This is a genomic window from Vibrio sp. 1-1(7) (assembly GCF_013048485.1).
GTDB lineage: Bacteria > Pseudomonadota > Gammaproteobacteria > Enterobacterales > Vibrionaceae > Vibrio > Vibrio fujianensis.
On record NZ_VHSP01000001.1, the window covers coordinates 1538135 to 1559871 of the forward strand.

At 44.7% G+C, this 21737-nt stretch carries 17 protein-coding genes; all 17 read right to left on the minus strand.

From position 1 onward, the window contains the following. Window positions 1-12: 12 nt before the first annotated feature. The 17 genes from carA to ftsL all read right to left on the minus strand — a co-directional run bounded on the left by carA (window position 13) and on the right by ftsL (window position 21731). Complete coding sequence (gene carA, locus FKN05_RS07015) at window positions 13-1152, minus strand: glutamine-hydrolyzing carbamoyl-phosphate synthase small subunit (protein WP_099611828.1); 1140 nt, start codon at window positions 1150-1152, stop codon at window positions 13-15. Window positions 1153-1632: 480 nt separating this feature from the next. Next, window positions 1633-2442: a 4-hydroxy-tetrahydrodipicolinate reductase gene (dapB, locus tag FKN05_RS07020; protein WP_099611827.1), complete on the minus strand. Its 810-nt coding sequence runs from the start codon at window positions 2440-2442 to the stop codon at window positions 1633-1635. A 93-nt stretch (window positions 2443-2535) separates the two neighbouring features. Further along, window positions 2536-2934: an 8-oxo-dGTP diphosphatase MutT gene (gene mutT, locus FKN05_RS07025; RefSeq protein ID WP_099611826.1), complete on the minus strand. Its 399-nt coding sequence runs from the start codon at window positions 2932-2934 to the stop codon at window positions 2536-2538. A gap of 135 nt (window positions 2935-3069) precedes the next feature. Next, complete coding sequence (secA, locus tag FKN05_RS07030) at window positions 3070-5781, minus strand: preprotein translocase subunit SecA (protein ID WP_170887158.1); 2712 nt, start codon at window positions 5779-5781, stop codon at window positions 3070-3072. Between the two features lie 382 nt (window positions 5782-6163). After that, on the minus strand, window positions 6164-7081 hold the full coding sequence (gene lpxC / locus FKN05_RS07035; protein ID WP_099611825.1) for a UDP-3-O-acyl-N-acetylglucosamine deacetylase: 918 nt from the start codon (window positions 7079-7081) through the stop codon (window positions 6164-6166). A 95-nt stretch (window positions 7082-7176) separates the two neighbouring features. Beyond that, a complete protein-coding gene (gene ftsZ, locus FKN05_RS07040; protein ID WP_161427222.1) occupies window positions 7177-8385 on the minus strand; it encodes a cell division protein FtsZ in 1209 nt (402 codons plus the stop codon). A 29-nt stretch (window positions 8386-8414) separates the two neighbouring features. Continuing rightward, the gene (ftsA, locus tag FKN05_RS07045; RefSeq protein WP_099611823.1) at window positions 8415-9677 is read right to left on the minus strand and encodes a cell division protein FtsA; all 1263 of its coding nucleotides are present in this window, start codon (window positions 9675-9677) and stop codon (window positions 8415-8417) included. A 20-nt stretch (window positions 9678-9697) separates the two neighbouring features. Further along, on the minus strand, window positions 9698-10450 hold the full coding sequence (locus tag FKN05_RS07050) for a cell division protein FtsQ/DivIB (protein WP_170887159.1): 753 nt from the start codon (window positions 10448-10450) through the stop codon (window positions 9698-9700). Window positions 10451-10628: 178 nt separating this feature from the next. Further along, window positions 10629-12092: a UDP-N-acetylmuramate--L-alanine ligase gene (gene murC / locus FKN05_RS07055; RefSeq protein WP_099611821.1), complete on the minus strand. Its 1464-nt coding sequence runs from the start codon at window positions 12090-12092 to the stop codon at window positions 10629-10631. 10 nt (window positions 12093-12102) lie between these two features. Beyond that, complete coding sequence (murG, locus tag FKN05_RS07060; protein WP_170887254.1) at window positions 12103-13173, minus strand: undecaprenyldiphospho-muramoylpentapeptide beta-N-acetylglucosaminyltransferase; 1071 nt, start codon at window positions 13171-13173, stop codon at window positions 12103-12105. Beyond that, on the minus strand, window positions 13160-14350 hold the full coding sequence (ftsW, locus tag FKN05_RS07065; RefSeq protein WP_237665814.1) for a cell division protein FtsW: 1191 nt from the start codon (window positions 14348-14350) through the stop codon (window positions 13160-13162). The genes murG and ftsW overlap by 14 nt, the downstream gene beginning before the upstream one ends. 5 nt (window positions 14351-14355) lie before the next feature. Then, entirely contained in the window at window positions 14356-15690 is a 1335-nt protein-coding gene (gene murD / locus FKN05_RS07070; RefSeq protein WP_170887255.1) for a UDP-N-acetylmuramoyl-L-alanine--D-glutamate ligase, read from the minus strand. Between the two features lie 23 nt (window positions 15691-15713). Next, window positions 15714-16796, minus strand: coding sequence for a phospho-N-acetylmuramoyl-pentapeptide-transferase (gene mraY, locus FKN05_RS07075; protein WP_099611819.1), 1083 nt, complete (start codon window positions 16794-16796; stop codon window positions 15714-15716). Continuing rightward, window positions 16793-18154: a UDP-N-acetylmuramoyl-tripeptide--D-alanyl-D-alanine ligase gene (locus FKN05_RS07080; RefSeq protein WP_099611818.1), complete on the minus strand. Its 1362-nt coding sequence runs from the start codon at window positions 18152-18154 to the stop codon at window positions 16793-16795. The genes mraY and FKN05_RS07080 overlap by 4 nt, the downstream gene beginning before the upstream one ends. Further along, window positions 18151-19635, minus strand: a complete 1485-nt coding sequence (gene murE / locus FKN05_RS07085; protein WP_170887160.1) for a UDP-N-acetylmuramoyl-L-alanyl-D-glutamate--2,6-diaminopimelate ligase — start codon at window positions 19633-19635, stop codon at window positions 18151-18153. The genes FKN05_RS07080 and murE overlap by 4 nt, the downstream gene beginning before the upstream one ends. A 33-nt stretch (window positions 19636-19668) precedes the next feature. After that, window positions 19669-21417: a penicillin-binding transpeptidase domain-containing protein gene (locus FKN05_RS07090; RefSeq protein WP_161427225.1), complete on the minus strand. Its 1749-nt coding sequence runs from the start codon at window positions 21415-21417 to the stop codon at window positions 19669-19671. Continuing rightward, window positions 21414-21731: a cell division protein FtsL gene (ftsL, locus tag FKN05_RS07095; RefSeq protein ID WP_170887161.1), complete on the minus strand. Its 318-nt coding sequence runs from the start codon at window positions 21729-21731 to the stop codon at window positions 21414-21416. The genes FKN05_RS07090 and ftsL overlap by 4 nt, the downstream gene beginning before the upstream one ends. Between the last annotated feature and the right edge of the window lie 6 nt (window positions 21732-21737).

Genomic DNA, 21737 nt, shown 5'->3' on the forward strand with positions numbered 1-21737 from the left:
TACTACTCCAAATTAAGCGCGGTATTGTTTAATGAGTTCGATGAAGTGATCAAAAAGCGGAGCTGCATCATGCGGACCTGGACTTGCTTCAGGGTGACCTTGGAAGCTAAAGGCCGGTTTATCCGTACGACAAATCCCTTGCAAGGTGCCATCAAATAAAGATTTATGAGTTGCTCGAACATTGTCCGGTAAGGTAGCTTCATCGGCCGCAAAACCGTGGTTTTGTGAAGTAATCATAACGACATTAGTCGCTAAATCTTTGACTGGATGGTTAGCTCCATGGTGACCAAATTTCATTTTTACCGTTTTAGCACCGGATGCAAGCGCTAGAATTTGGTGACCTAAACAAATACCAAATATAGGTAAGCCCTTATCTAAAAAAGTTTTGGTCGCTTCAATGGCATAAGTACAGGGTTCTGGATCACCCGGGCCATTAGAAAGAAAAATACCGTCAGGGTTAAGTGCTAACACGTCTTGTGCAGAGGTTTCAGCTGGAACGACCGTTAACCGGCAGCCACGATCCACCAGCATACGTAAGATATTGCGCTTGGCACCAAAGTCATAAGCCACAACATGGTATGGCAATTCGTTGTCATCTTTGGCTTCAGGTAGACCGCCTTCTAGCGTCCATGATCCTTGCTTCCAAGAGTAGGCTTCTTTAGTTGAAACTACCTTTGCCAGATCCATCCCTTTTAATCCAGGAAACTCTTGAGCTTTGCCGAGCGCAAGCGCTTGGTCAAGATGATCACCGGCCATTAAACAGCCGTTTTGCGTTCCATGTTCACGTAAATGACGTGTCAGTTTACGTGTATCGATCTCAGCAATACCAACAATATTTTGTGACTTGAGATAATCAGAGAGAGAACGTTCGCTGCGGAAATTGGAAGCAATCAGAGGGAGATCGCGGATAACTAAACCTTGAGCATGGATGGAAGAGGATTCTTCGTCTTCGGAATTGGTTCCGGTATTGCCAATGTGGGGATAAGTGAGAGTAACAATTTGCTGAGAATAGGAAGGGTCAGTGAGGATTTCTTGGTACCCCGTCATCGAGGTATTAAAAACAACTTCACCAACGGAAATACCCTCAGCGCCAATGGACACTCCGTGGAACACTGTCCCATCTTCCAGGACTAACAGTGCGGATTTACTCAAGATAACCTCCAGAATAAAGATGCATAAAATATAAATTAATTTGCAAACTTGCCATCCTTTTCGCTTAGATACTTTGCTCGAGGGAGTTTTAGACAAATTGGCGGTATTCTAAAGTTCACCCTGATTCCTGTCAATATTCACAGATAAATAAAATTTCAATTCAGCGCACTACAAAGTAAAAACACATTAAACCCAGCAAAAAAATACGTTTTAAGCTCGTTTTTTATCCATAACTCTTAAAGTGAATAAAAAACATCGCATAAAAGAGCAAAAAAAAATAAAAAAAACAACAACACAAAAAGCAAACGATAAACCAATGGAGAGATATGGAAAAATACAACCCTGATGCAAAAACAATAAGAATAACCAAAAAAATCACACAAAACGTGACAAAAAAAGGCCAATAAAGAAAAGATAAATTAATGAAAAAAAAGAGAGAAAAAAAGAAGCGCCAAACTTTGTTGGCGCATAATTATGTAATTACAGTTCATTTAAATCAAGCACATCGGTCATTGAATAAAAACCTGGCTGTTTATCTGCTAGCCAAACGGCTGCTTTCACTGCACCGTTGGCAAATGTCATTCGATCAGTCGCTTTATGGGTAATTTCAACTCGCTCACCAATATCAGCAAACATCGCTGTATGTTCGCCAACAATATCTCCTGCACGAATGGTGGCAAAGCCAATTTCATTCCGTTGTCGCTCACCAGTAATGCCTTCACGTGCATAAACGGCCACATCACTCAACTGATTACCCATCGCTTCAGCAATTGCCTCTCCCATACCAATCGCAGTGCCGGATGGTGCATCTAGTTTATATCGGTGGTGAGCCTCGATAATCTCGATATCGCAATAGTCTCCCATCACTTTTGCTGCTTTTTCAAGCAACTTAAACACTAAGTTTACACCTACACTGTAATTCGGGGCCATGACGATTGGAATCATAGTGGCTGCTTCATCAATTATTGCTCGCTCTGATTCGTTAAATCCAGTCGTACCGATGACCAGTTTTTTACCATATTGCTGGCATAGTTCGATATTGGCTAAGGTACTTGCTGGGGCGGTAAAATCAATCATCACATCAAAGTCATCAATCGCAAGCTCTAGGTTATCCACCAAGGCGACATCAAAGCGCCCCTCACCACATAGCTCACCAATATCAACACCAATAAGTGAAGACTCAGGACGCTCCGATCCGGCCCCTACCGTTGTTTCTGGATGATAATGACTGGCTTTAACTAAATTACGGCCCATTCGGCCTGCTGCACCTGCAATCGCAATTCTTACCATTGCATTCTCTCCATTTTTATGTCATGTGTACGATACACATGCTCTATCCAAACGTTAGCTCTAAACTACCAACTATCGTTGATGGTGGCTAGCTTAACAAAACTCTTTGATCACTCTTTCAACAATCGGGATATTGGCTTCAGGAAAGGAATAGTCAGCAAGCTCGCCGATTGACACCCATTGACCTTGCTGACCTTCTTTACCAAACGGCTGTTGATTAAAAGCATCGATCAGCATGAAATCAAACTTGAGCGATTTATCAGGATAATCGAACTCAAGATGCTGAAACAAAGACTGCGCTATCACTTCGATTCCCACTTCCTCTTCCAGCTCCCGAGACATGGCCTGCTCAATCGTTTCTCCAGCTTCAACTTTACCACCAGGAAATTCCCACAACCCACCTTGGTGTTTCTCATCTGGCCGCTTAGTAATAAATACCTGTGAGCGTTCAGCGTTAAGGATAATTCCAGCCACAATATGAATACGCTTCATTATTGGTTCCTTTATACAATAGATAACGAGATCAATACATCACACTCGCTGACCATTAAAGAGAGGATGCATTAACCCATAGAAAAAAGAGCCGCCAATGCGACTCTTTTATGTGAAATTAAGCAGGGCGACACACTACGCTATCTTACCGTGACATTGCTTATATTTTTTACCACTACCGCATGGGCAAGGTTCATTACGGCCGACCTTTCGTTCATCTCGAACGATAGGCTGATGAGCTTTTTCATCGGATTCATTATCCAGTTGAGCATGCTGAGCTTGTACCCGTTTAGCGACTTCTTCAGCTTGAGCTTGACGCTGTGCTTCCATTCGCTCAACTTCTTCTTGCTGTTGTACTCTAACTTTAGACAAGATAGCGATAACATCTGATTTTAATGACTCAAGCAGATCTTGGAACAGTTCAAACGATTCTCGCTTATACTCTTGTTTCGGATTTTTTTGCGCATAGCCACGTAAATGGATACCTTGACGAAGATGATCCATTGCTGCCAAATGTTCTTTCCATAAGGTATCAAGGGTTTGCAACATAACCGATTTTTCGAAGTTGCGCATGACAGAGGCACCGACGGCTTGCTCTTTTTGTTGGTAAACGCTCACCGCTTGCTCAAGAATGCGTTCACGTAACGCTTCTTCATACAATTTATCGTCTTCATCTAACCACGCTTGAATGGGAAGAGAAAGATCAAAATCATTTTTTAAACGCTCTTCTAACCCACTAATATTCCACATATCTTCCAAAGATTGGGGGGGAATATATTCATCAATCACAGCCGTTAGCACATCCACTCGATTTTGCTCAATCATGTCACTGATATCATCGACGCGCATCAACTCATCACGTAGTTCATAGACCACTTTACGTTGATCGTTTGCTACATCGTCATACTCAAGCAATTGTTTACGGATATCAAAGTTACGCCCTTCGACTTTCCGCTGGGCCTTTTCAATCGAGCGAGAAAGCATTTTACTTTCAATTGCTTCGCCTTCTTCCATACCACTTTGAATTAGGCTCGCCATCCGATCTGAGGTAAAGATCCGAAGGAGGCTATCTTCCATCGACAAGTAAAAGCGCGAAGAACCGGCATCGCCTTGGCGACCAGAACGACCACGTAGCTGGTTATCAATCCGGCGTGATTCATGGCGCTCAGTACCAATGATATGTAAGCCTCCGGCTTCTAATACCTGATCGTGAACTTTTTTCCATTCCGTTTTGATTTGCTCAATCTGTTCAGGAGTCGGATTACTTAAGCTTTCCACTTTGGCTTGCCAACTTCCGCCCAAAACAATATCTGTACCACGTCCGGCCATGTTTGTCGCAATCGTTACCGCACCAGGAGTACCGGCTTGAGCGACAATTTCAGCCTCTTTTTCATGGAACTTAGCATTAAGGACGTTATGCTTAATCTTTGCTTTCTTAAGGGCATCCGCTAACAGCTCTGATTTTTCAATCGAGATTGTCCCCACTAGGACTGGCTGACCTTTCGCAACACGCTCTTTTATATCTTCAATAATCGCGGCAAATTTCTCAGCTTCAGTGCGGTATACCACGTCGGGCATATCATCACGAACCATTGGTTTATTCGTTGGAATTACTACCGTTTCTAAACCATAAATAGATTGGAATTCAAATGCTTCCGTATCAGCTGTACCGGTCATACCCGATAGTTTTTCATAAAGGCGGAAATAATTTTGGAAGGTGATCGAAGCCAATGTTTGGTTTTCATTCTGAATTTTCACACCTTCTTTAGCTTCTACTGCTTGGTGTAAGCCATCAGACCAACGACGGCCAGGCATGGTTCGTCCTGTGTGTTCATCAACGATAACCACTTCGCCTTCGTCCGTCACAATATAATCTACGTTTTTCTCAAATAAGACGTGAGCACGCAATGCTGCATTAACATGATGCAGTAAGCTGATATTCGTTGGAGAGTAGAGGGTATCCCCTTCTTGCATCATGCCGTTATTGACAAGAAGTTCTTCCACATATTCTTGACCCGTTTCGGTGAGATAAACCTGTTTTGATTTTTCATCAACCGTATAATGCCCATCACCACGGTATTCCTCTGAATCTTCTTTATCTTGCCGCTTAAGATTGGGAATCAGGGTGTTGATACGAGTATAAAGCTCTGAGCTATCTTCCGCGGGGCCTGAAATAATCAACGGCGTACGCGCTTCATCAATTAAGATCGAGTCCACCTCATCGACAACTGCAAAAAAACGTTCACGCTGGACACGATCTTCCATTCGGAAAGCCATGTTGTCGCGTAAATAATCAAAGCCAAACTCATTGTTTGTACCATAAAGAACATCGGCTTGATAAGCTTGCTTTTTCTCGTGAGGAGGCATATTAGGTACGTTAACACCAACCGTCATGCCTAAAAATTCAAATAAAGGACGGTTTGTTTCGGCATCACGCTTAGCTAGATAATCGTTGACGGTAACAATGTGTACCCCTTTACCCGCCAATGCATTGAGGTAAGCGGGTAATGTGGCTGTTAAGGTTTTCCCTTCCCCGGTACGCATTTCTGCAATTTGTCCCGCATTAAGTACCATACCACCAATCAGCTGGACATCGAAATGACGCATGCCAAATACGCGTTTAGAGGCTTCACGCACAGTAGCAAATGCTTCAGGAAGTAATTGATCTAATGTTTCACCTTGCTCGATACGTTGACGAAACTCGATCGTTTTTGCTTGAAGTTCATCGTCCGAAAGTGCTGCAAATGCAGGCTCAAAGTTATTGATCTCTTTTACAATTTTTCTTAGACGGCGCAGGGTTCGGTCATTACGACTCCCAACCACCTTTGTCAGTAACTTAGTTATCATCTGTTGTGGATCTCTCTTTAACTTAGATCTGCTTGATCTATTTTTAATATCTCTACTCTCTACCTATCTGCAACTAAGGGTACTGAGATAAATCATATATCTTGGATATTGTGATGGTTTTCTTTATTTTCAAGACACTAAATAAATTATGTGGCCCTTAGTGTAAGAAATTTTATTGTTAAGAACCAACGGTAATCAGGCCCGTTTGCACTCAACTTAACATTTTGTGTGATTAATCGGGTGCAAAACCATCAGCTTGCCAGTCAAGGCGGCAAATTATTACCGCTTTGTCCCGAACATTACCACCAATTAAGACGGTAGCTTTACAATAAACATAAAAAAGCCAGACTAAATAGTCTGGCTTTTTTTAATCCGTTAGCAGCTAAGCAATCACGACATTAGGTTCAGCAAAAGTCACTGGAGAACCGACTTCTTCTTCAAAAGTTGCCCATTCCCATGCTTCTTGATCAGCCAATACGGCTCGTAACAATTGATTGTTTAAGCCATGACCTGATTTATACGCTCTGAACTCACCAACGATAGCGTGACCAGACATGTACAAGTCACCGATCGCGTCCAGCACTTTGTGTGTTACAAATTCATTAGCAAAGCGCAAACCTTCCTCATTCAGAATGCGGTAATCATCCAATACGATTGCGCAATCAAAACTACCACCTAAGCATAAGTTTTGTGATTGTAAGAACTCAATATCGCGCATAAAACCAAAAGTCCGTGCACGAGAGATTTCTTTCACAAACCCTTGAGAAGAAAAGTCAAACACTAAATGCTGTTCATCACCATCAATGGCTGGGTGGTTAAATTCGATTTCAAAGTCCATTTTAAAGCCGTTATGTGGTCGAAGTTCAGCCCACTTATCGCCGTCTTCAAAACGCACAGTTTTTTTGATGCGAATGAAACGCTTAGGTGCGTTTAGGTTTTCAATACCAGCTTGTTGCAATAGATAAACGAATGGGCTTGCGCTGCCATCCATAATCGGGATTTCAGGCGCATCCACTTCAACAATCACATTGTCAATTCCCATACCAGCGAGCGCTGCATTTAAGTGCTCGACGGTTGAGATACGAATACCTTCATCATTGACCAATGCTGTACAAAGCATGGTATCTCGTACTGATTGAGGATCTGCCGGAAAATCGACCGGAGGATTCACATCGGTACGACGATAAATAATACCTGTATTTGCAGCAGCTGGGCGAAGTGTGAGCGTGACTTTACGACCAGAGTGAAGCCCCACCCCAGTTGTTTTCACTATTTCTTTCAGAGTACGTTGTCTGATCATCTACTTGCCTCTATTTCGATGCCACAAAGCTCGACCGATAAAAATCGACCGGAATTCTACCAGAATGTTGAACCGTGTCAAATTGTGGCGCTATATTAATCAGCCTGACGACGTAAAAAAGCTGGAATATCTAAATACCCACTTTCCTTTTCTGGCTTAGGCGCAGTACTTTGGCTTGCCGAAGAAGTACGGTTAGCGGCCGATGATGGCTGAGCTTGCACTTCTTTTTCTTGCAAAGGTTGTGCCACTCTTTCATCCATTTTAGCTGCCGAAGCGACTGTTTGAGGTTGTGCTACCGCTGCAGTTTTGCTTTTTCCACCAGCAACCAAAGTGATATCAGGCTTTTTCTCATTACCGATCCCGGTTGCAACCACAGTGACACGAATTTCATCTGCCATATCAGGGTCAAGAGAAGTGCCGATAACGACTGTCGCATTGTCGGAAGCAAACGCTTTTACTGTATTACCTACCGTTTCAAACTCATCCAGACGCATATCTAACCCTGCGGTGATATTAACGAGTACGCCGCGAGCTCCTGCGAGGTCGATATCTTCTAATAACGGACTAGAAATAGCCATTTCTGCTGCTTCTTCCGCTCGGTCTTCACCTTTAGCTACACCACTCCCCATCATGGCATGACCCATTTCAGACATCACCGTTCTTACGTCTGCGAAGTCAACGTTAATCATACCTGGGCGGGTAATTAGCTCAGCAATACCTTGCACTGCATTCTTTAGTACGTCGTTCGCGCTAGCAAAGGCTTCAAGTAACGTAATGCCTCGTCCCAATACTTTGAGTAGTTTTTCGTTCGGAATGGTGATCAACGAATCAACGTGCTTAGATAGCTCTTCAATTCCTTGTTCAGCAAAAGCCAAACGCTTTTTACCTTCAAAGCTAAATGGTTTAGTTACAACAGCAACCGTTAAAATCCCTAACTCTTTAGCGACTTCAGCAATTACTGGTGCGGCACCTGTTCCTGTACCACCGCCCATTCCAGCAGCGACAAATACCATATCGGCACCTGACAAAACTTCTTTAATTCTATCTCGATCTTCGAGAGCTGCGTCACGCCCAACTTGTGGATTAGCACCGGCACCTAACCCTTTGGTAATATCACCACCAATTTGAATAACGCTACTCACGGTTGCTTTACGAAGTGCTTGTGCATCTGTATTGATACTGATGAATTCCACGCCTTCGATGGACTCACGCACCATGTGTTCTACGGCGTTTCCGCCGCCACCACCAACCCCAACGACTTTAATTACCGCATCGTCAGACATTTCCATCATCGGTTCAAACATGTGTTATCTCCGTTTTTCCTGCTGTCAGGTTAAAACTCTTTTTGTATCCAGTTACGCAAACGACTCAATAAGCTCGACATTGATTGGCGCTTAGGCTCTTGGTATTCAGTATCGTCGTTAATTTGACTATCTCTTGCGTAATGAAGTAAACCCACTGCCGTAGAATGATACGGCTCTTTTACATAATCAGTAAGCCCACTGACTTCAAGTGGCTTACCAACCCTAACTTGGTTGCGAAACACTCGTTCCGCACAATCAACAACGCCTTCAATCTGCGCAGCACCACCGGTTAAAACAATACCTGCAGCGAGATGATGTTTAATACCTTCTTTGCGCAGTTTTTCCTGAACCGTGTCAATTGTCTGGTTAACTAACCCCATGAGTTCAGTGTAGCGGGGCTCAATCACTTCCGACAAGGTTTGTCGTTGTAAACTGCGTGATGGCCGTCCGCCTACACTCGGCACATTAACCGTGTCGTCCTTGCTCACTAACTCACTTAGCGCACAACCGTATTTCACTTTGATTTCTTCTGCATCGCTAACCGGCGTACCAAATGCGAATGCTATATCACTGGTTACCGCATTGCCCGCATAAGAGAGAACTTCTGTATGTCGAAGTGCGCCACCAGTCCAAATGGCTATATCCATAGTTCCGGCACCGATATCGATCACGCAGACGCCAAGCTCTCGCTCATCTTCAGTAATGACGGCATGGCTTGCCGCTAAACCTGAATACACCAGTTGTTCAACTTTAAGTCCGCAACGTTCAACCGCTTTAATAATGTTCCGGGCCATATCATTATGGCAAGTAATCAGGTGCACACTGACTTCCATTCGCACCCCTGATAATCCTAATGGATTTTTGATACCTTCTTGGTAATCAATGGTAAATTCTTGCGGGATAACATGCAAAATCCGCTGTTCGTCACCAATTTTAATCGACTTGGCAGTATGGATTGCACGATCCATATCATCTTGAGAAACTTCCTCATCGGATATGGTTCCCATTCCCTTCTCAATTCGGCTTGCAATATGCCTGCCAGAAATAGATAAATAAACATTATTAATTTGACATTCGGCCATCAGCTCAGCTTGGTCAATGGCGCGTTGAACCGATTTAACGACCGACTCGAGATCATTGACGCCACCTTTATCCATGCCGCGAGAAGGGCTACTGCCTGCACCGATAATATTGATTTGACCATCGGGAAGAATTTCTCCCACTAACGCAGATACGGTAGCGGTTCCTATATCTAACCCGACAACAAGACTGTCATTGGTCATTTTCGTCATGTGTACTCTCTTTGCCATTCTTACTCTGAGAACCAACCAACCGCCGCACCAGTGTCATACCTAAGATCGATATAACTCACTCGTTCAGTATCATGCCCCAATTGCCTATAGAGCAGAAAAAAGCGCGCAATGCGCTCATTTAAGGATTCTTTTCCTATCTCTAACCGGATACCGTTATCTAATATAATTTGCCAAGCCCGTCGCTCGTTAAGTACTAATGAGGAGATATTTAGCCCTACATTCTGGAACTCAGGGTTATATTTTCTCCATGTCGCCAACACTTCTTTTTCGCTATCATCAGGCCCATAGAGCTTGACATACTCTTGCTTAACTAGGCCAATATCTCCATTGAAAATAATGCCTTTATCATCCAATAGCGTATTGCCATTCCAAATCGCCGCCACTTGATGCTCGGTTAAAAAGACTTTTATTGTATCGGGCCATTGCTTTCTGATAGAGGCATGAGCCACCCACGGAATCGCTTGTACTCGATTTTGTAAAGCATCAATGTCTTGAGACATAAATGTCCCAATATGCTCTAATTGCCCAAATGCTCGCTGTACATCAAGGGCTGATACATATTGACGATCGCCTTGTAACACAAGTTTAGACAGCGGAAGACGATGTTCATCCCACATCCAACTGATCGTGGAGTACAACAAAGCGCCAAGCAACAGCAGCACCATTAAGAAAAAACAACCACCAGCGAGATGTTGTTTTATTCTATATGAAACGGACAAACGACGACCTGCAGTTAACATATCGTTAATCAAAGTCCGATGATCCTGATGTCGATTGGCAATATCATTCCCTATTTATTTTTACAATAGAGGCAAAAGCACAGGCTTTAACCCCTGAATTATACTGAGGTGATGCAAAGTATCAAATAGTCAAATACAGAAATTAACCATAAATCGTGCCTAAATTGCTATATTGCTTCAGTTATGCAACTTATTTATGCGCTTGCATCTGTTCAATATCCAATTTAAATTCAGCTAACTGACGAGCAACCTTACCAATATCCCCAGCGCCTTGCGTCAACACTAAGTCACCATCTTGCAGAATATTGGCTAACACGGATGGCAAAGCTTTCGTTTCTGGAACGAAAATGGGGTCAATTTTACCCCGGCTACGAATGGCACGGCACAGAGAACGTCCATCGGCTCCAGCGATAGGTTTCTCTCCTGCCGAATAAACCTCCAACATCACTAAAACATCCACTTGTTCCAAAACATGAGCGAAATCATCATATAGATCCCGAGTTCGAGTATAGCGATGGGGTTGGAAAATCATCACCAATCGTTTTTCAGACCAGCCACTGCGCGCAGCTTTGATAGTGACGTCCACTTCCGTTGGATGATGACCATAGTCATCGACCAGCATGACCTTGCCTTTCCCTGATTCAAATTCTCCCAAGTGGTCAAACCGGCGACCGGTTCCTTGGGTGTTAATCATGGCACGTAAAATGGCTTCATCGGTAATGTCATCTTCCGTAGCAACAGCAATCGCCGCCGCAGCATTGAGTGCATTATGACGGCCCGGTATATTGAGGGTAATGTTTAACTTTTCCTTCCCTTTACGCACGATGGTAAACCGACCTTGCTGACCTTGTTGATGATAATTTTCAACCCGGACATCTGCTTGTTCAGAAAAACCATAGGTGATGACTTGTCGACTAATTCGAGGAATAATTTCATGAACCACAGGATCATCAACACACAATACTGCTTGACCATAAAAAGGGAGGTTATGTAAAAAATCAATGAATGTCTGCTTTAGCGTTTCAAAATCACCGCCATAAGTATCCATATGATCCGCTTCAATATTGGTCACTATGGTTACCATCGGTTGTAAATAAAGAAACGAGGCATCACTTTCATCCGCTTCAGCGATTAAGATTCGGCTTGAACCCAAGCGAGCATTGGTTCCTGCACTTTTTACTAAACCGCCATTTACAAAAGTAGGATCCAACCCGGCTTCTGAATAAATTTGAGTAACTAATGCCGTCGTGGTTGTTTTACCGTGCGTTCCAGCAACCGCGATACCATGACGAAAACGCATCAGTTCTGCCAGCATTTCTGCTCGACGTACGATAGGAATTCGTTTTTCACGGGCGGCGATAATTTCAGGGTTGTGTTCATTGATGGCCGTGGATACCACCACCACACTGGCATGCTGAACATTATCAGCCTGATGTCCAATGTAGATCTGCGCCCCTTTAAGGGTCAACCGCTCAGTCACCGCATTGACGGTTAAATCAGACCCAGTAATACGATAACCCTCATTGAGTAACACTTCTGCGATGCCACTCATACCAGCACCACCGATACCGATAAAGTGAATACTTTTTACTCGGCGCATTTCCGGAATCAAAGCGCGGATTTGGGCTAAGTTTTGGGTATGTTTAACTGTCATTTATCGTTTCTCATTGTTTGTTAGCGGTTATGCTTATAATGGCGTCGGCCACAGCTTGATCGGCATTTAATTTGGCCGCCTCTCTTGCTCTTTGTGCCATCAATTGTAGTTGTGGGCGATCGATCGACTTAATCATATTGACCATGCTTTCAACCGTCAGTTGTGGCTGTTCAATCATCAATGCGGCGTGACAAGCAACCAAGTGATCGGCATTAAGTGCTTGTTGGCGATCTTTATGCATAAAAGGGACAAAAATCGCCGCAACGCCAGCTGCCGATATTTCTGAAACGGTTAAAGCACCGGATCGACAAACAACTAAATCGGCCCATGCATAGGCTTCGGCGACATCATCGATAAATTCAACAATATCGGCTTGAGCCAGCCCATGCTGAGCATAAGCAGATGCCACATCTTGCAGATTATGCTTGCCGGCCTGATGACGAATTTGATAGCCCTCACCTAAACGAGCCATCACTTGGGGCATAGTTTGGTTTAAAATTCTCGCGCCTTGGCTACCGCCCATCACTAAAATACGGATAGGGCCTTGTCGCATCGATAAGCGTTGCACGGGTTCGACCAGTTGTGCAACATCTGAACGTACTGGATTACCGACAACCGGTACACCAGTAAAAGCACCATCAAAGGCTTGAAAGACTTGGGTCGCAATTTTAGCTAACCAGCGGTTGGTCAATCCTGCCACCGCATTTTGTTCGTGTAAAATAACGGGGATACCTTGCAACCAGGCAGCGATACCACCAGGGCCGCTGACATAACCGCCCATACCAAGCACTGCATCTGGTTGCCAAGCTTTCAAATGGCGACGCGCTTGCAACACCGCGTTAACTATTTGCCAAGGGGCTTTAAGTAAACGTAACAGACCTTGTCCGCGTAAACCTTTCACTTGGATAAAATCAATCTCGATACCATGTTTGGGTACCAGATCGGCCTCCATACGATCTGCGGTCCCTAACCAGCGGATTTCCCAGCCTTGCTGCTGTAAGCGTTTCGCTACCGCAAGTCCGGGAAAAACATGTCCACCAGTTCCGCCCGCCATCACCATTAATCGTTTACTGTTTTTCATCATTCTTTTTTTCTTTTCTTATCTGGATGAGACGACATTCGAAATCAATCCGTAGCAAAATGGCAACCGCAACGGACATGACAATAAGACTAGATCCACCATAACTGATCAACGGTAAGGTTAACCCTTTCGTCGGTACGATTCCGGCTGCCGCACCAACATTAACTAACGTTTGAAACGCAAACCAAATCCCGATTCCAAACGCGAGATAGCCGCCAAACTGCATATGATGTTCAAATGCTTTTTTACCAATAAATAGCGCTTTAAGCACCAAACTAAAAATCAAAATAAGTACCAGTACCACACCAACAAAGCCTAACTCTTCAGCCATCACGGCAAAAACAAAGTCGGTATGTGCTTCAGGTAAATACTCAAGTTTTTGAATCGAGTTCCCTAATCCTTGCCCAAACCATTCACCTCGCCCAAAGGCCATTAAAGACTGCGTTAATTGATAACCGCTGCCAAAAGGATCTTCCCATGGATCAAGAAAAGAGGTCACACGCCGAATCCGATATGGTTCTGCTGCAATCAAAGCCAACACCGCTAAAATACCCGCAACCATCAAGGCTAAAAACTGGGATAATTTAGCGCCAGCAATAAACAACATACCAAATAAGGTGACTAACATGACAATCACAGTACCTAAATCAGGTTGTCCTAACAGTAAGCCAGCCAACGCACCAAACACCATGATAGGCTTCATGAACCCACCAAAGAAGGTTTCTCGTACCTCATCTTGTTTGCGAACCAAATAGCTCGACATAAAAATAAACAGCGAGAGCTTGGCCACCTCTGCTGGCTGCAAGTTAAAAAGCCCTAAAGGGATCCAACGAGAAGCGCCATTGACTGATTTACCAGCAAACAATACAACAATTAGTAATAAGAAGGATATGGCTAACAACACCGAGCTATGGCGCATCCAACGTTCGACTGGGACTTGCAGAACAATGGAAGCCGTTAATAAAGCCAACAGTAAAAAAATGCCATGGCGAAACATAAAGTGAAATGGCTGATCCGTCAGCCTAGAGCTAATTGGAAAAGATGCCGAAGTGACCATCACTAAACCAATTAACATCAACCCCAAAGCTAACCAGACCAATTGGCGATCAAATAATGCTTGAGGTGAAGGTGTTTTTAACCAACGCACCACCGCATGATATGAGGTTGAGAAAGCCAAAACCATTACCTTTTCACAAATGCATACTGCTTAGCTAGTGCAGCAAACGCATCGCCTCGAGCCATAAAATGTTTAAATTGGTCGAAACTTGCACACGCAGGAGAAAGTAGCACCATATCGCCAGGTTTCAGCTCAAGATGGATGCGTTCGATCGCTTGATCCATGGTAGTAAAAATCTGGGCAGAAGGATGCAACGACATAAATTGCTCACCATCTCGCCCAAAACAACATAACTTTACCGGCAACTTGGCTAATGCAGGTTTCAGGGCGCTAAAATCTGCCCCCTTTCCAACACCGCCAACAAGTAAAAATAGGCGGCCAGAAATTGCTAAGCCAGACAATGCAGCAAGCGTGCTAGCCACATTGGTTGCTTTCGAATCATTGACCCAACGAATGCCGTCATTATCGGCAATCAGTTGGCAGCGATGTGTCAAGCCTGTATAAGACTTCAACGTTGGCAATGCGCTCAAATAATCCACTTGCGCGGCTTCCAATAAAGCCAACACTGTTAGTACATTAGCAACGTTATGTCGCCCAACCAAACTCAACTCTGCCACCGGTAATACGGGTGTGCCCTTCGCCAATAACCACTCTTGCCCTTGATAAACGGCGACTCGATAATCAGCCAAATGACTGGCTAACCCGAAGGTCATTTGCGTCCCTAGAAAGGATTCAGGAACCGTTTGCGGGTCATCGGCATTGACGATTGCCGTTTCTGCGTGTTGAAAAATGCGTAACTTAGCTCGACGATAGGCAGCCATGTCTGGGTAACGGTCCATATGATCTTCAGACAAGTTCAAAAAAGCCCCTGCTACTAGCGCCAAATGCTCTGTGGTTTCTAATTGAAAACTCGACAATTCCAACACATACAAGTCGGCCTCCTGAGCAAGTAAATCCAGTGCAGGTACTCCAATATTGCCACCGACAGCCGTCACAATACCAGCCGCTTTTGCCAACTCACCAGTTAGATCAGTCACAGTACTTTTACCGTTTGAGCCGGTAATCGCAATCACTGGTTTATCCACATGCCAAGCAAACAACTCAATGTCTCCAACAACAGGAATACCTTGTTGGATCGCTTGCTGTATCTCTGGCGTTGCCAATGCAATACCAGGATTTGTGACAATCAGATCGGCTGTAAGCAACCATGGTAAGTGCCAACTGCCACAATGAAAAGGGATCGACTCTTCGAGCTGATCTTGCCCCGGCGGTAGCTCCCGGGTATCAATGACTTTCACCACGATCGAGGGGTGATAATGACGCAGATACTTGACGACAGAGAGCCCGGTAATACCAAGACCGACAACCACAACATGCTGAATACCTTGCCAACGATCCATTTTCATTTTATATCCCAATTGACTTAACGCACTTTAAGCGTTGCTAGACCGATCAAAACCAATACAATCGAAATAATCCAAAAACGCACGATCACTCGTGGTTCTGGCCATCCTTTCAATTCATAGTGATGATGAATCGGGGCCATACGGAAAATACGTTGACCACGTAATTTATAAGAGCCTACCTGTAAAATCACAGATACGGTTTCCATAACGAAAACGCCCCCCATGATCACCAACACAAACTCTTGCCGCACCAGCACGGCAATCGTGCCTAATGCTCCACCTAAGGCAAGAGACCCAACATCGCCCATAAATACTTGCGCTGGATAGGTATTAAACCACAAAAAGCCCAAGCCAGCCCCGACCATCGCGGTACAAACCACGACTAGCTCCGAGGTATAAGGGATATAAGGAATATGCAAATAATTGGCAAATTGGACATTCCCTGTAGCCCAAGCAATCGCACCAAACGCAGCAGAGACTAAGACAGTCGGCATAATAGCAAGCCCATCCAGCCCATCGGTTAAGTTCACCGCGTTGCTGGTACCAACAATGACAAAATAGGTCAATACAATATACAGTACCCCCAGTTGAGGCATCACATCTTTAAAAAAGGGGACAACTAATTGTGTTGCGGCAGTATCTTGCCCATGTGTATACAAAACAAATGCGACGACTAACGCAATCGCGGACTGCCAAAAATATTTCCAACGCGCAATGAGCCCATCGGTATTTTTACGGACCACTTTACGATAATCATCGACAAAACCGATCACGCCATAACCAGTCAATACTGCTAATACCGCCCAAACATAGGGGTTAGTGAGATCAGTCCACAAGAGTACCGTAATGATGATCGAGGCTAAAATCATCACCCCTCCCATCGTTGGCGTACCTCGTTTACTGAAATGAGATTCAGGCCCATCGTTACGGACAACCTGACCAATTTGTAGCAATTGCAAGCGCTTAATCAACCGAGGCCCCATCCACAATGACAAGCCTAATGCCGTCAGGATGCTGACTATCGCGCGAAACGATAAATATTCGAACAATCGAAAAAACGAAAAATATGGCTGGAGTAACTCGGCAAGCCAAATAATCATGAGTATTTCTCCTTGAGAGCAGTAACAATTTGGCTCATTCCTGAACTGTTCGCCCCTTTGACGAGCAGAACATGAGCACATTCTGATTGCTTTTTGAGTTGCTGCTCAATAAACACAAACATATCTTGATGCGTCTCGAAGTGCTGGCCGTGACAACATTCGCTGATCACTCGCGCATCTTCTCCATACGTCAAAATATAATCAAATTGGAATGGGGCAGCATGTTTACCGACTTGCTGATGAAGTGCAAGACTTTCCTCACCTAACTCAGCCATATTGCCTAAAATTAACCAACGCACTCCAGAAAAAGAGCCTAATAAATCGATGGCGGCTTTCATCGCCGGTACACTGGCATTGTAACTGTCGTCAATCAGGCGAATATTCGAAGTCAATGGGGTAACATCAACTCGACCTTTAATGGCTAAAAGATGTTCAAGCCCATATTTTACGTCAGCAAGATTTGCCCCCAGCTCCATCGCCAAGGCGCTTGCTGCTAACGCATTAGCTACGTTATGCTGACCAACGATGGTTAAAGAAACGCTGGTTTCCCCCTGCGGAGTCACTAAAATAAAATGCGCTTTTCCCTCGTCATTTAATACGATATCCCGAGCAGAAAAGTCAGCGGAAGGTTGGTTAACCGAAAAAGTTTTAACCCTTTTGTCGGCTAACACTGGCGTCCAGAGTTCCCCGCCATGACTCTCTAAATTAACAAGTGCCGTTTTCCCTGACGCTAACCCTTGGTAAATTTCGCCTTTCGCCTGTTTAACCCCATCAAGCGAACCGAAACCTTCTAAGTGTGCGGCTGCCACATTATTCACTAAGGCAACATCGGGGTTGACCAATCCCACTGTATAGGCGATTTCGCCTCGATGGTTCGCGCCCAACTCTATCACGGCAAAATCATCTTGCGGTGTAGAACGCAGTAAGGTTAATGGCACACCGACGTCGTTATTAAAGTTACCAGAGGTAAAAAGAACCTGTCCTTTTATCGATAAAATACTGGCGGTCATCTCTTTGACTGTCGTTTTACCACAACTTCCGGTAATGGCGATGGTTGCTGTCTGACACTGTTGATGTACCCAAGCAGCCAGCTGCCCAAGTGCTTGTTTGCTATTATTCACCACGAGTTGAGGAATATTGACGGATAACTGACGCTCCACAAGCAGCGCACAAGCCCCCGCATCTACCGCTTGTTGAGCAAACTGATGGGCATCAAATCGCTCGCCAACTAATGCGACGAATAACGCTTGCTGACCCATCTGACGGGTATCCGTAGAAACTGAAGTGATGACGCAGTTTTCGCCAATGAGTTGAGCTTTTAATACCTCACGAAGCGTCTCAAGGTTGGTGGTTATCATGCTAAGAGCCCTAATAAAATTTGCGCCGATTCTCGATCGGAGTAGTGAACCGTTTGGTCGGCGAGGATTTGGTACTCTTCATGCCCTTTCCCCGCGAGTAAAATAATGTCATTCTCTTTGGCATGATGCAGAGCAAAAGCCAATGCGTTAAAGCGGTTGTGCTCTACATGAGCCTGTTGATGGCTTAGCCCGACCAGCATATCTTGTATGATCGCATCGGGAGACTCACTACGGGGGTTGTCATCAGTCAAAATCATTCGATCTGCAAACTGCTCAGCAATCGCTACCATCATCGGACGCTTGCCTTTATCTCGGTCGCCACCACAGCCGAAAATCACCCACAGTGTTCCTTGGCAATGAATTCGTAATGCCCGTAACGCTTTTTCTAGTGCATCCGGCGTATGTGCATAATCAACCACAACTTGAGCTTTCCCCGCAGCATGAAACAACTCCATTCGTCCAACAACGGGGCGAAGTTGAACGGCGGTCTCAATCAATTTCTGTTTTTCGATCCCTAAGCTTAGTAAGGTGGTAAATGCCAGTAACACATTTTCTGCATTAAATTCGCCGATTAACGGTACCTTCAAACGCCCCTCTCCCCAGCTGCCTGAAAAGTCGAGCGAAATACCATTTGAGGTATAATGAACCGCGGTTGCCCACACCCCTTGTTGCGTAGTTGGTTCTGTGTGTAGTGACACACCAATCGCATGAGGTAGCATCTCTACCCAACTTGCCCCTACCGGATCATCAACATTAATAATCGCTTGTTGGCAATGATGTTCAGTAAATAGCGAGCGCTTGGCTTCGGCATAAGCCTCCATTGTACCGTGGTAATCAAGGTGATCACGGCTTAGGTTAGAAAAGACACCAGCCACAAAAGGAACAGCCCTTACCCGTCCCTGGATTAAACCATGAGATGATACCTCCATCGCAGTATAAGTTGCGCCGGCATCAGCGAATTCACGTAATGTCGCTTGTACGTCTATAGCATTGCCTGTGGTATTTTGGCTCGCTTGTAATGATGATAAAAAACCATTGCCAGTCGTACCCATCACGGCCGATTTTTGTCCAATCGCCTCAAGCCATTGAGCGATTAACTGGCTAATGGTCGTTTTACCATTGGTGCCTGTCACTGCAATGACTTGATTGTGATGGCCGCCATACACTCGCCCAGCCAGTTCAGATAACATATCAGGTAATGCCTCAAGAAAAAGAACGGGCACCGAATCTCTCAATTGTAATAAGCCATGCGCAGCCTCTTCACTCGCTTGGGCTAAAACTAACTGTGCGCCTTGCGCAATCGCTTTATCGATAAATTGCCGCCCATCAACAGAGTGTCCTTGAATCGCAATAAAAGTATCACCTAACCTGATATGACGGCTGTCCAACTTTAAGTGCTGGATACGTAAAGCATCTAAACGTGAATCATTGACGCAAAGCCAAGGAGCAAGTAATTGAGCTAAAGAGAGGGAAGTATTCATCCGTTATTCCATATCGTGCGCATAATTGACTGGCTAATTTGATGATTGAAAGCGGTTTTCATCAGGGGCGATATTTAAAATTTGTAACGCTCCTTGCATGATTTCAGAAAATACAGGGCCAGCCACTGCACCACCATAGTAAGAATCCCCTTGCGGTTCATTCACCATCACCACTAACGAAATGCGAGGGTCACTCACCGGAGCAACCCCTGCGGTATAAGCAAAATATTCGTCACTATAACCACCAGCAACGGCTTTCCGTGATGTGCCAGACTTAGCGGCAATACGATAACCAGGAACAGCAGCTTGAGTGGCTGTCCCTCCCGGTTGAGTGACGGTTTCTAACATGGTGAGCACCTGCTTGGCATATTGCTCTTCAACCACTCGCTGCGCCAAATTTTGTTGATTACTATCAATAATATGCACCGGCTGATAAACACCTAAATTACCTAATGTGGCATAAGCATGAGCAAGTTGAATGGGGGTAATGGAAATGCCATAACCAAATGCTAACGTGGCAATTTCAAAGGGAGACCAACGCCGACGATTAGGAAAAATACCGCTGCTTTCACCGACGAGATTTAACCCTGACACTTCACCAAGCCCAACCGCACTGTACATTGCGAGTAAGTCCTCAAGTGGCATACCTAACGCTAATTTCGCAACGCCTACATTGCTCGATTTTTTCAAGATCAGCTGTAAGTTTGCTTTGCCAACCTTAGATGTGTCTCTGACTCGACTCCCACCGACCTGCATAACCCCATCACCAGTATCAATAATCGTGGTCTCATCAGCCGTACCGTTGGCTAATGCCGTCAAAACCACAAACGGTTTGACGGTTGATCCAGGTTCAAATGCATCGGTAATCACTCGGTTACGCATTTTAAAACTTTGCCAATCACTACGATTATTCGGGTTATAGGAAGGCGCATTGACCATAGCTAACACCGCGCCCGTTTTGACATCAAGCATCACCGCAGAGGCAGAGGTCGCCCGATAATCGGCCATGGCTTGCTTTACCGCACGAAAAGCAATCGCTTGTAAGCGTTGATCAATGGTTAATGGTAATGGTTTACCTTCTTCTCGTTCTTCTAAGGCAATATTTTCAACCACACGACCATAACGATCTTTGCGAATAATGCTCTTGCCAGCTTCTCCAGTAAGCCATTTGTCATAACTGCGCTCTACCCCTTCTAAACCATGACCATCAATACCAGTCACGCCGATCAAGTGAGCACTAACTTCTCCAGCAGGATAATAGCGACGAGATTCTGATTTTAGCCCAACGCCCGTGAGCTTAAGCTCACGAATGTATTTCGCCATCGCGGGACTGACTTGACGCTGTAAATAAACAAAGCGACGAGTTTGGTTGGTTTCGATTTTTTTTAGCATTTCTTGTCGATCCAGCCCAAGTACATCCGCTAAGGCATGCCACCTATCTTTCTCAACCAAACCGCCTTGTTTAAAGATTGTTACCGGATCAGCCCACACAGCTTCAACAGGAACACTAACGGCTAAGGCTTCACCATTCCGATCAGAAATAATGCCGCGAGCTGAATGTAAAGTTTCCGCTCGAACAGAACGTAGATCACCTTCACGAATCAAGTTATCCGGCTCAATGATTTGAATAAACGCAAGTCGACTTACCAGAGCACCAAAGGCCAACAACACAAAAAAAATAATGAGAAAAAATCGCCAGCGGATAAATACCGGAGACGATTTTTCTGTTGTCTTCGCCTTCAAATTTGATTGGGCTTTTTTCTTTGATGGCGTTTTACTCATTTCAACTCAATCACAACCTCTTTATCAGCATCCGGTCGCTTCATCATTAGTTCCTTGCTTGCTAAGTCCTGTACTCGGCTGTGCTCAGATAAAGCGGTTTCTTCTAAAATTAAATTTCGCCATTCATTGTCTAGATGATCTCGCTGTTGCAACGCAGTGTTTTTCTCGGTGATCGATTGACGAGTATGATGTGTAGTAAAGACAATGGCCATGGCGCTCACGAAGATAGTCATCATGAGCAGAAGCGGTAGTCGACCTACCGTCAATAGGTCGAGGGCAATTAATTTAGTGAGATTCGGTTGAGATGACGACATAGTAAC

Excerpts from the sequence above, each read along its gene's own strand:
- murG (WP_170887254.1), bottom strand. The coding sequence starts at position 13,173 with ATGAAAAACAGTAAACGATTAATGGTGATGGCGGGCGGAACTGGTGGA.
- FKN05_RS07090 (WP_161427225.1), bottom strand. The coding sequence starts at position 21,417 with ATGAGTAAAACGCCATCAAAGAAAAAAGCCCAATCAAATTTGAAGGCG.
- secA (WP_170887158.1), bottom strand. The coding sequence starts at position 5,781 with ATGATAACTAAGTTACTGACAAAGGTGGTTGGGAGTCGTAATGACCGA.
- dapB (WP_099611827.1), bottom strand. The coding sequence starts at position 2,442 with ATGGTAAGAATTGCGATTGCAGGTGCAGCAGGCCGAATGGGCCGTAAT.
- mraY (WP_099611819.1), bottom strand. The coding sequence starts at position 16,796 with ATGATTATTTGGCTTGCCGAGTTACTCCAGCCATATTTTTCGTTTTTT.
- murC (WP_099611821.1), bottom strand. The coding sequence starts at position 12,092 with ATGACAGTTAAACATACCCAAAACTTAGCCCAAATCCGCGCTTTGATT.
- ftsZ (WP_161427222.1), bottom strand. The coding sequence starts at position 8,385 with ATGTTTGAACCGATGATGGAAATGTCTGACGATGCGGTAATTAAAGTC.
- murD (WP_170887255.1), bottom strand. The coding sequence starts at position 15,690 with ATGGATCGTTGGCAAGGTATTCAGCATGTTGTGGTTGTCGGTCTTGGT.
- mutT (WP_099611826.1), bottom strand. The coding sequence starts at position 2,934 with ATGAAGCGTATTCATATTGTGGCTGGAATTATCCTTAACGCTGAACGC.
- FKN05_RS07080 (WP_099611818.1), bottom strand. The coding sequence starts at position 18,154 with ATGATAACCACCAACCTTGAGACGCTTCGTGAGGTATTAAAAGCTCAA.
- ftsL (WP_170887161.1), bottom strand. The coding sequence starts at position 21,731 with ATGTCGTCATCTCAACCGAATCTCACTAAATTAATTGCCCTCGACCTA.
- lpxC (WP_099611825.1), bottom strand. The coding sequence starts at position 7,081 with ATGATCAGACAACGTACTCTGAAAGAAATAGTGAAAACAACTGGGGTG.
- murE (WP_170887160.1), bottom strand. The coding sequence starts at position 19,635 with ATGAATACTTCCCTCTCTTTAGCTCAATTACTTGCTCCTTGGCTTTGC.
- ftsA (WP_099611823.1), bottom strand. The coding sequence starts at position 9,677 with ATGACGAAAATGACCAATGACAGTCTTGTTGTCGGGTTAGATATAGGA.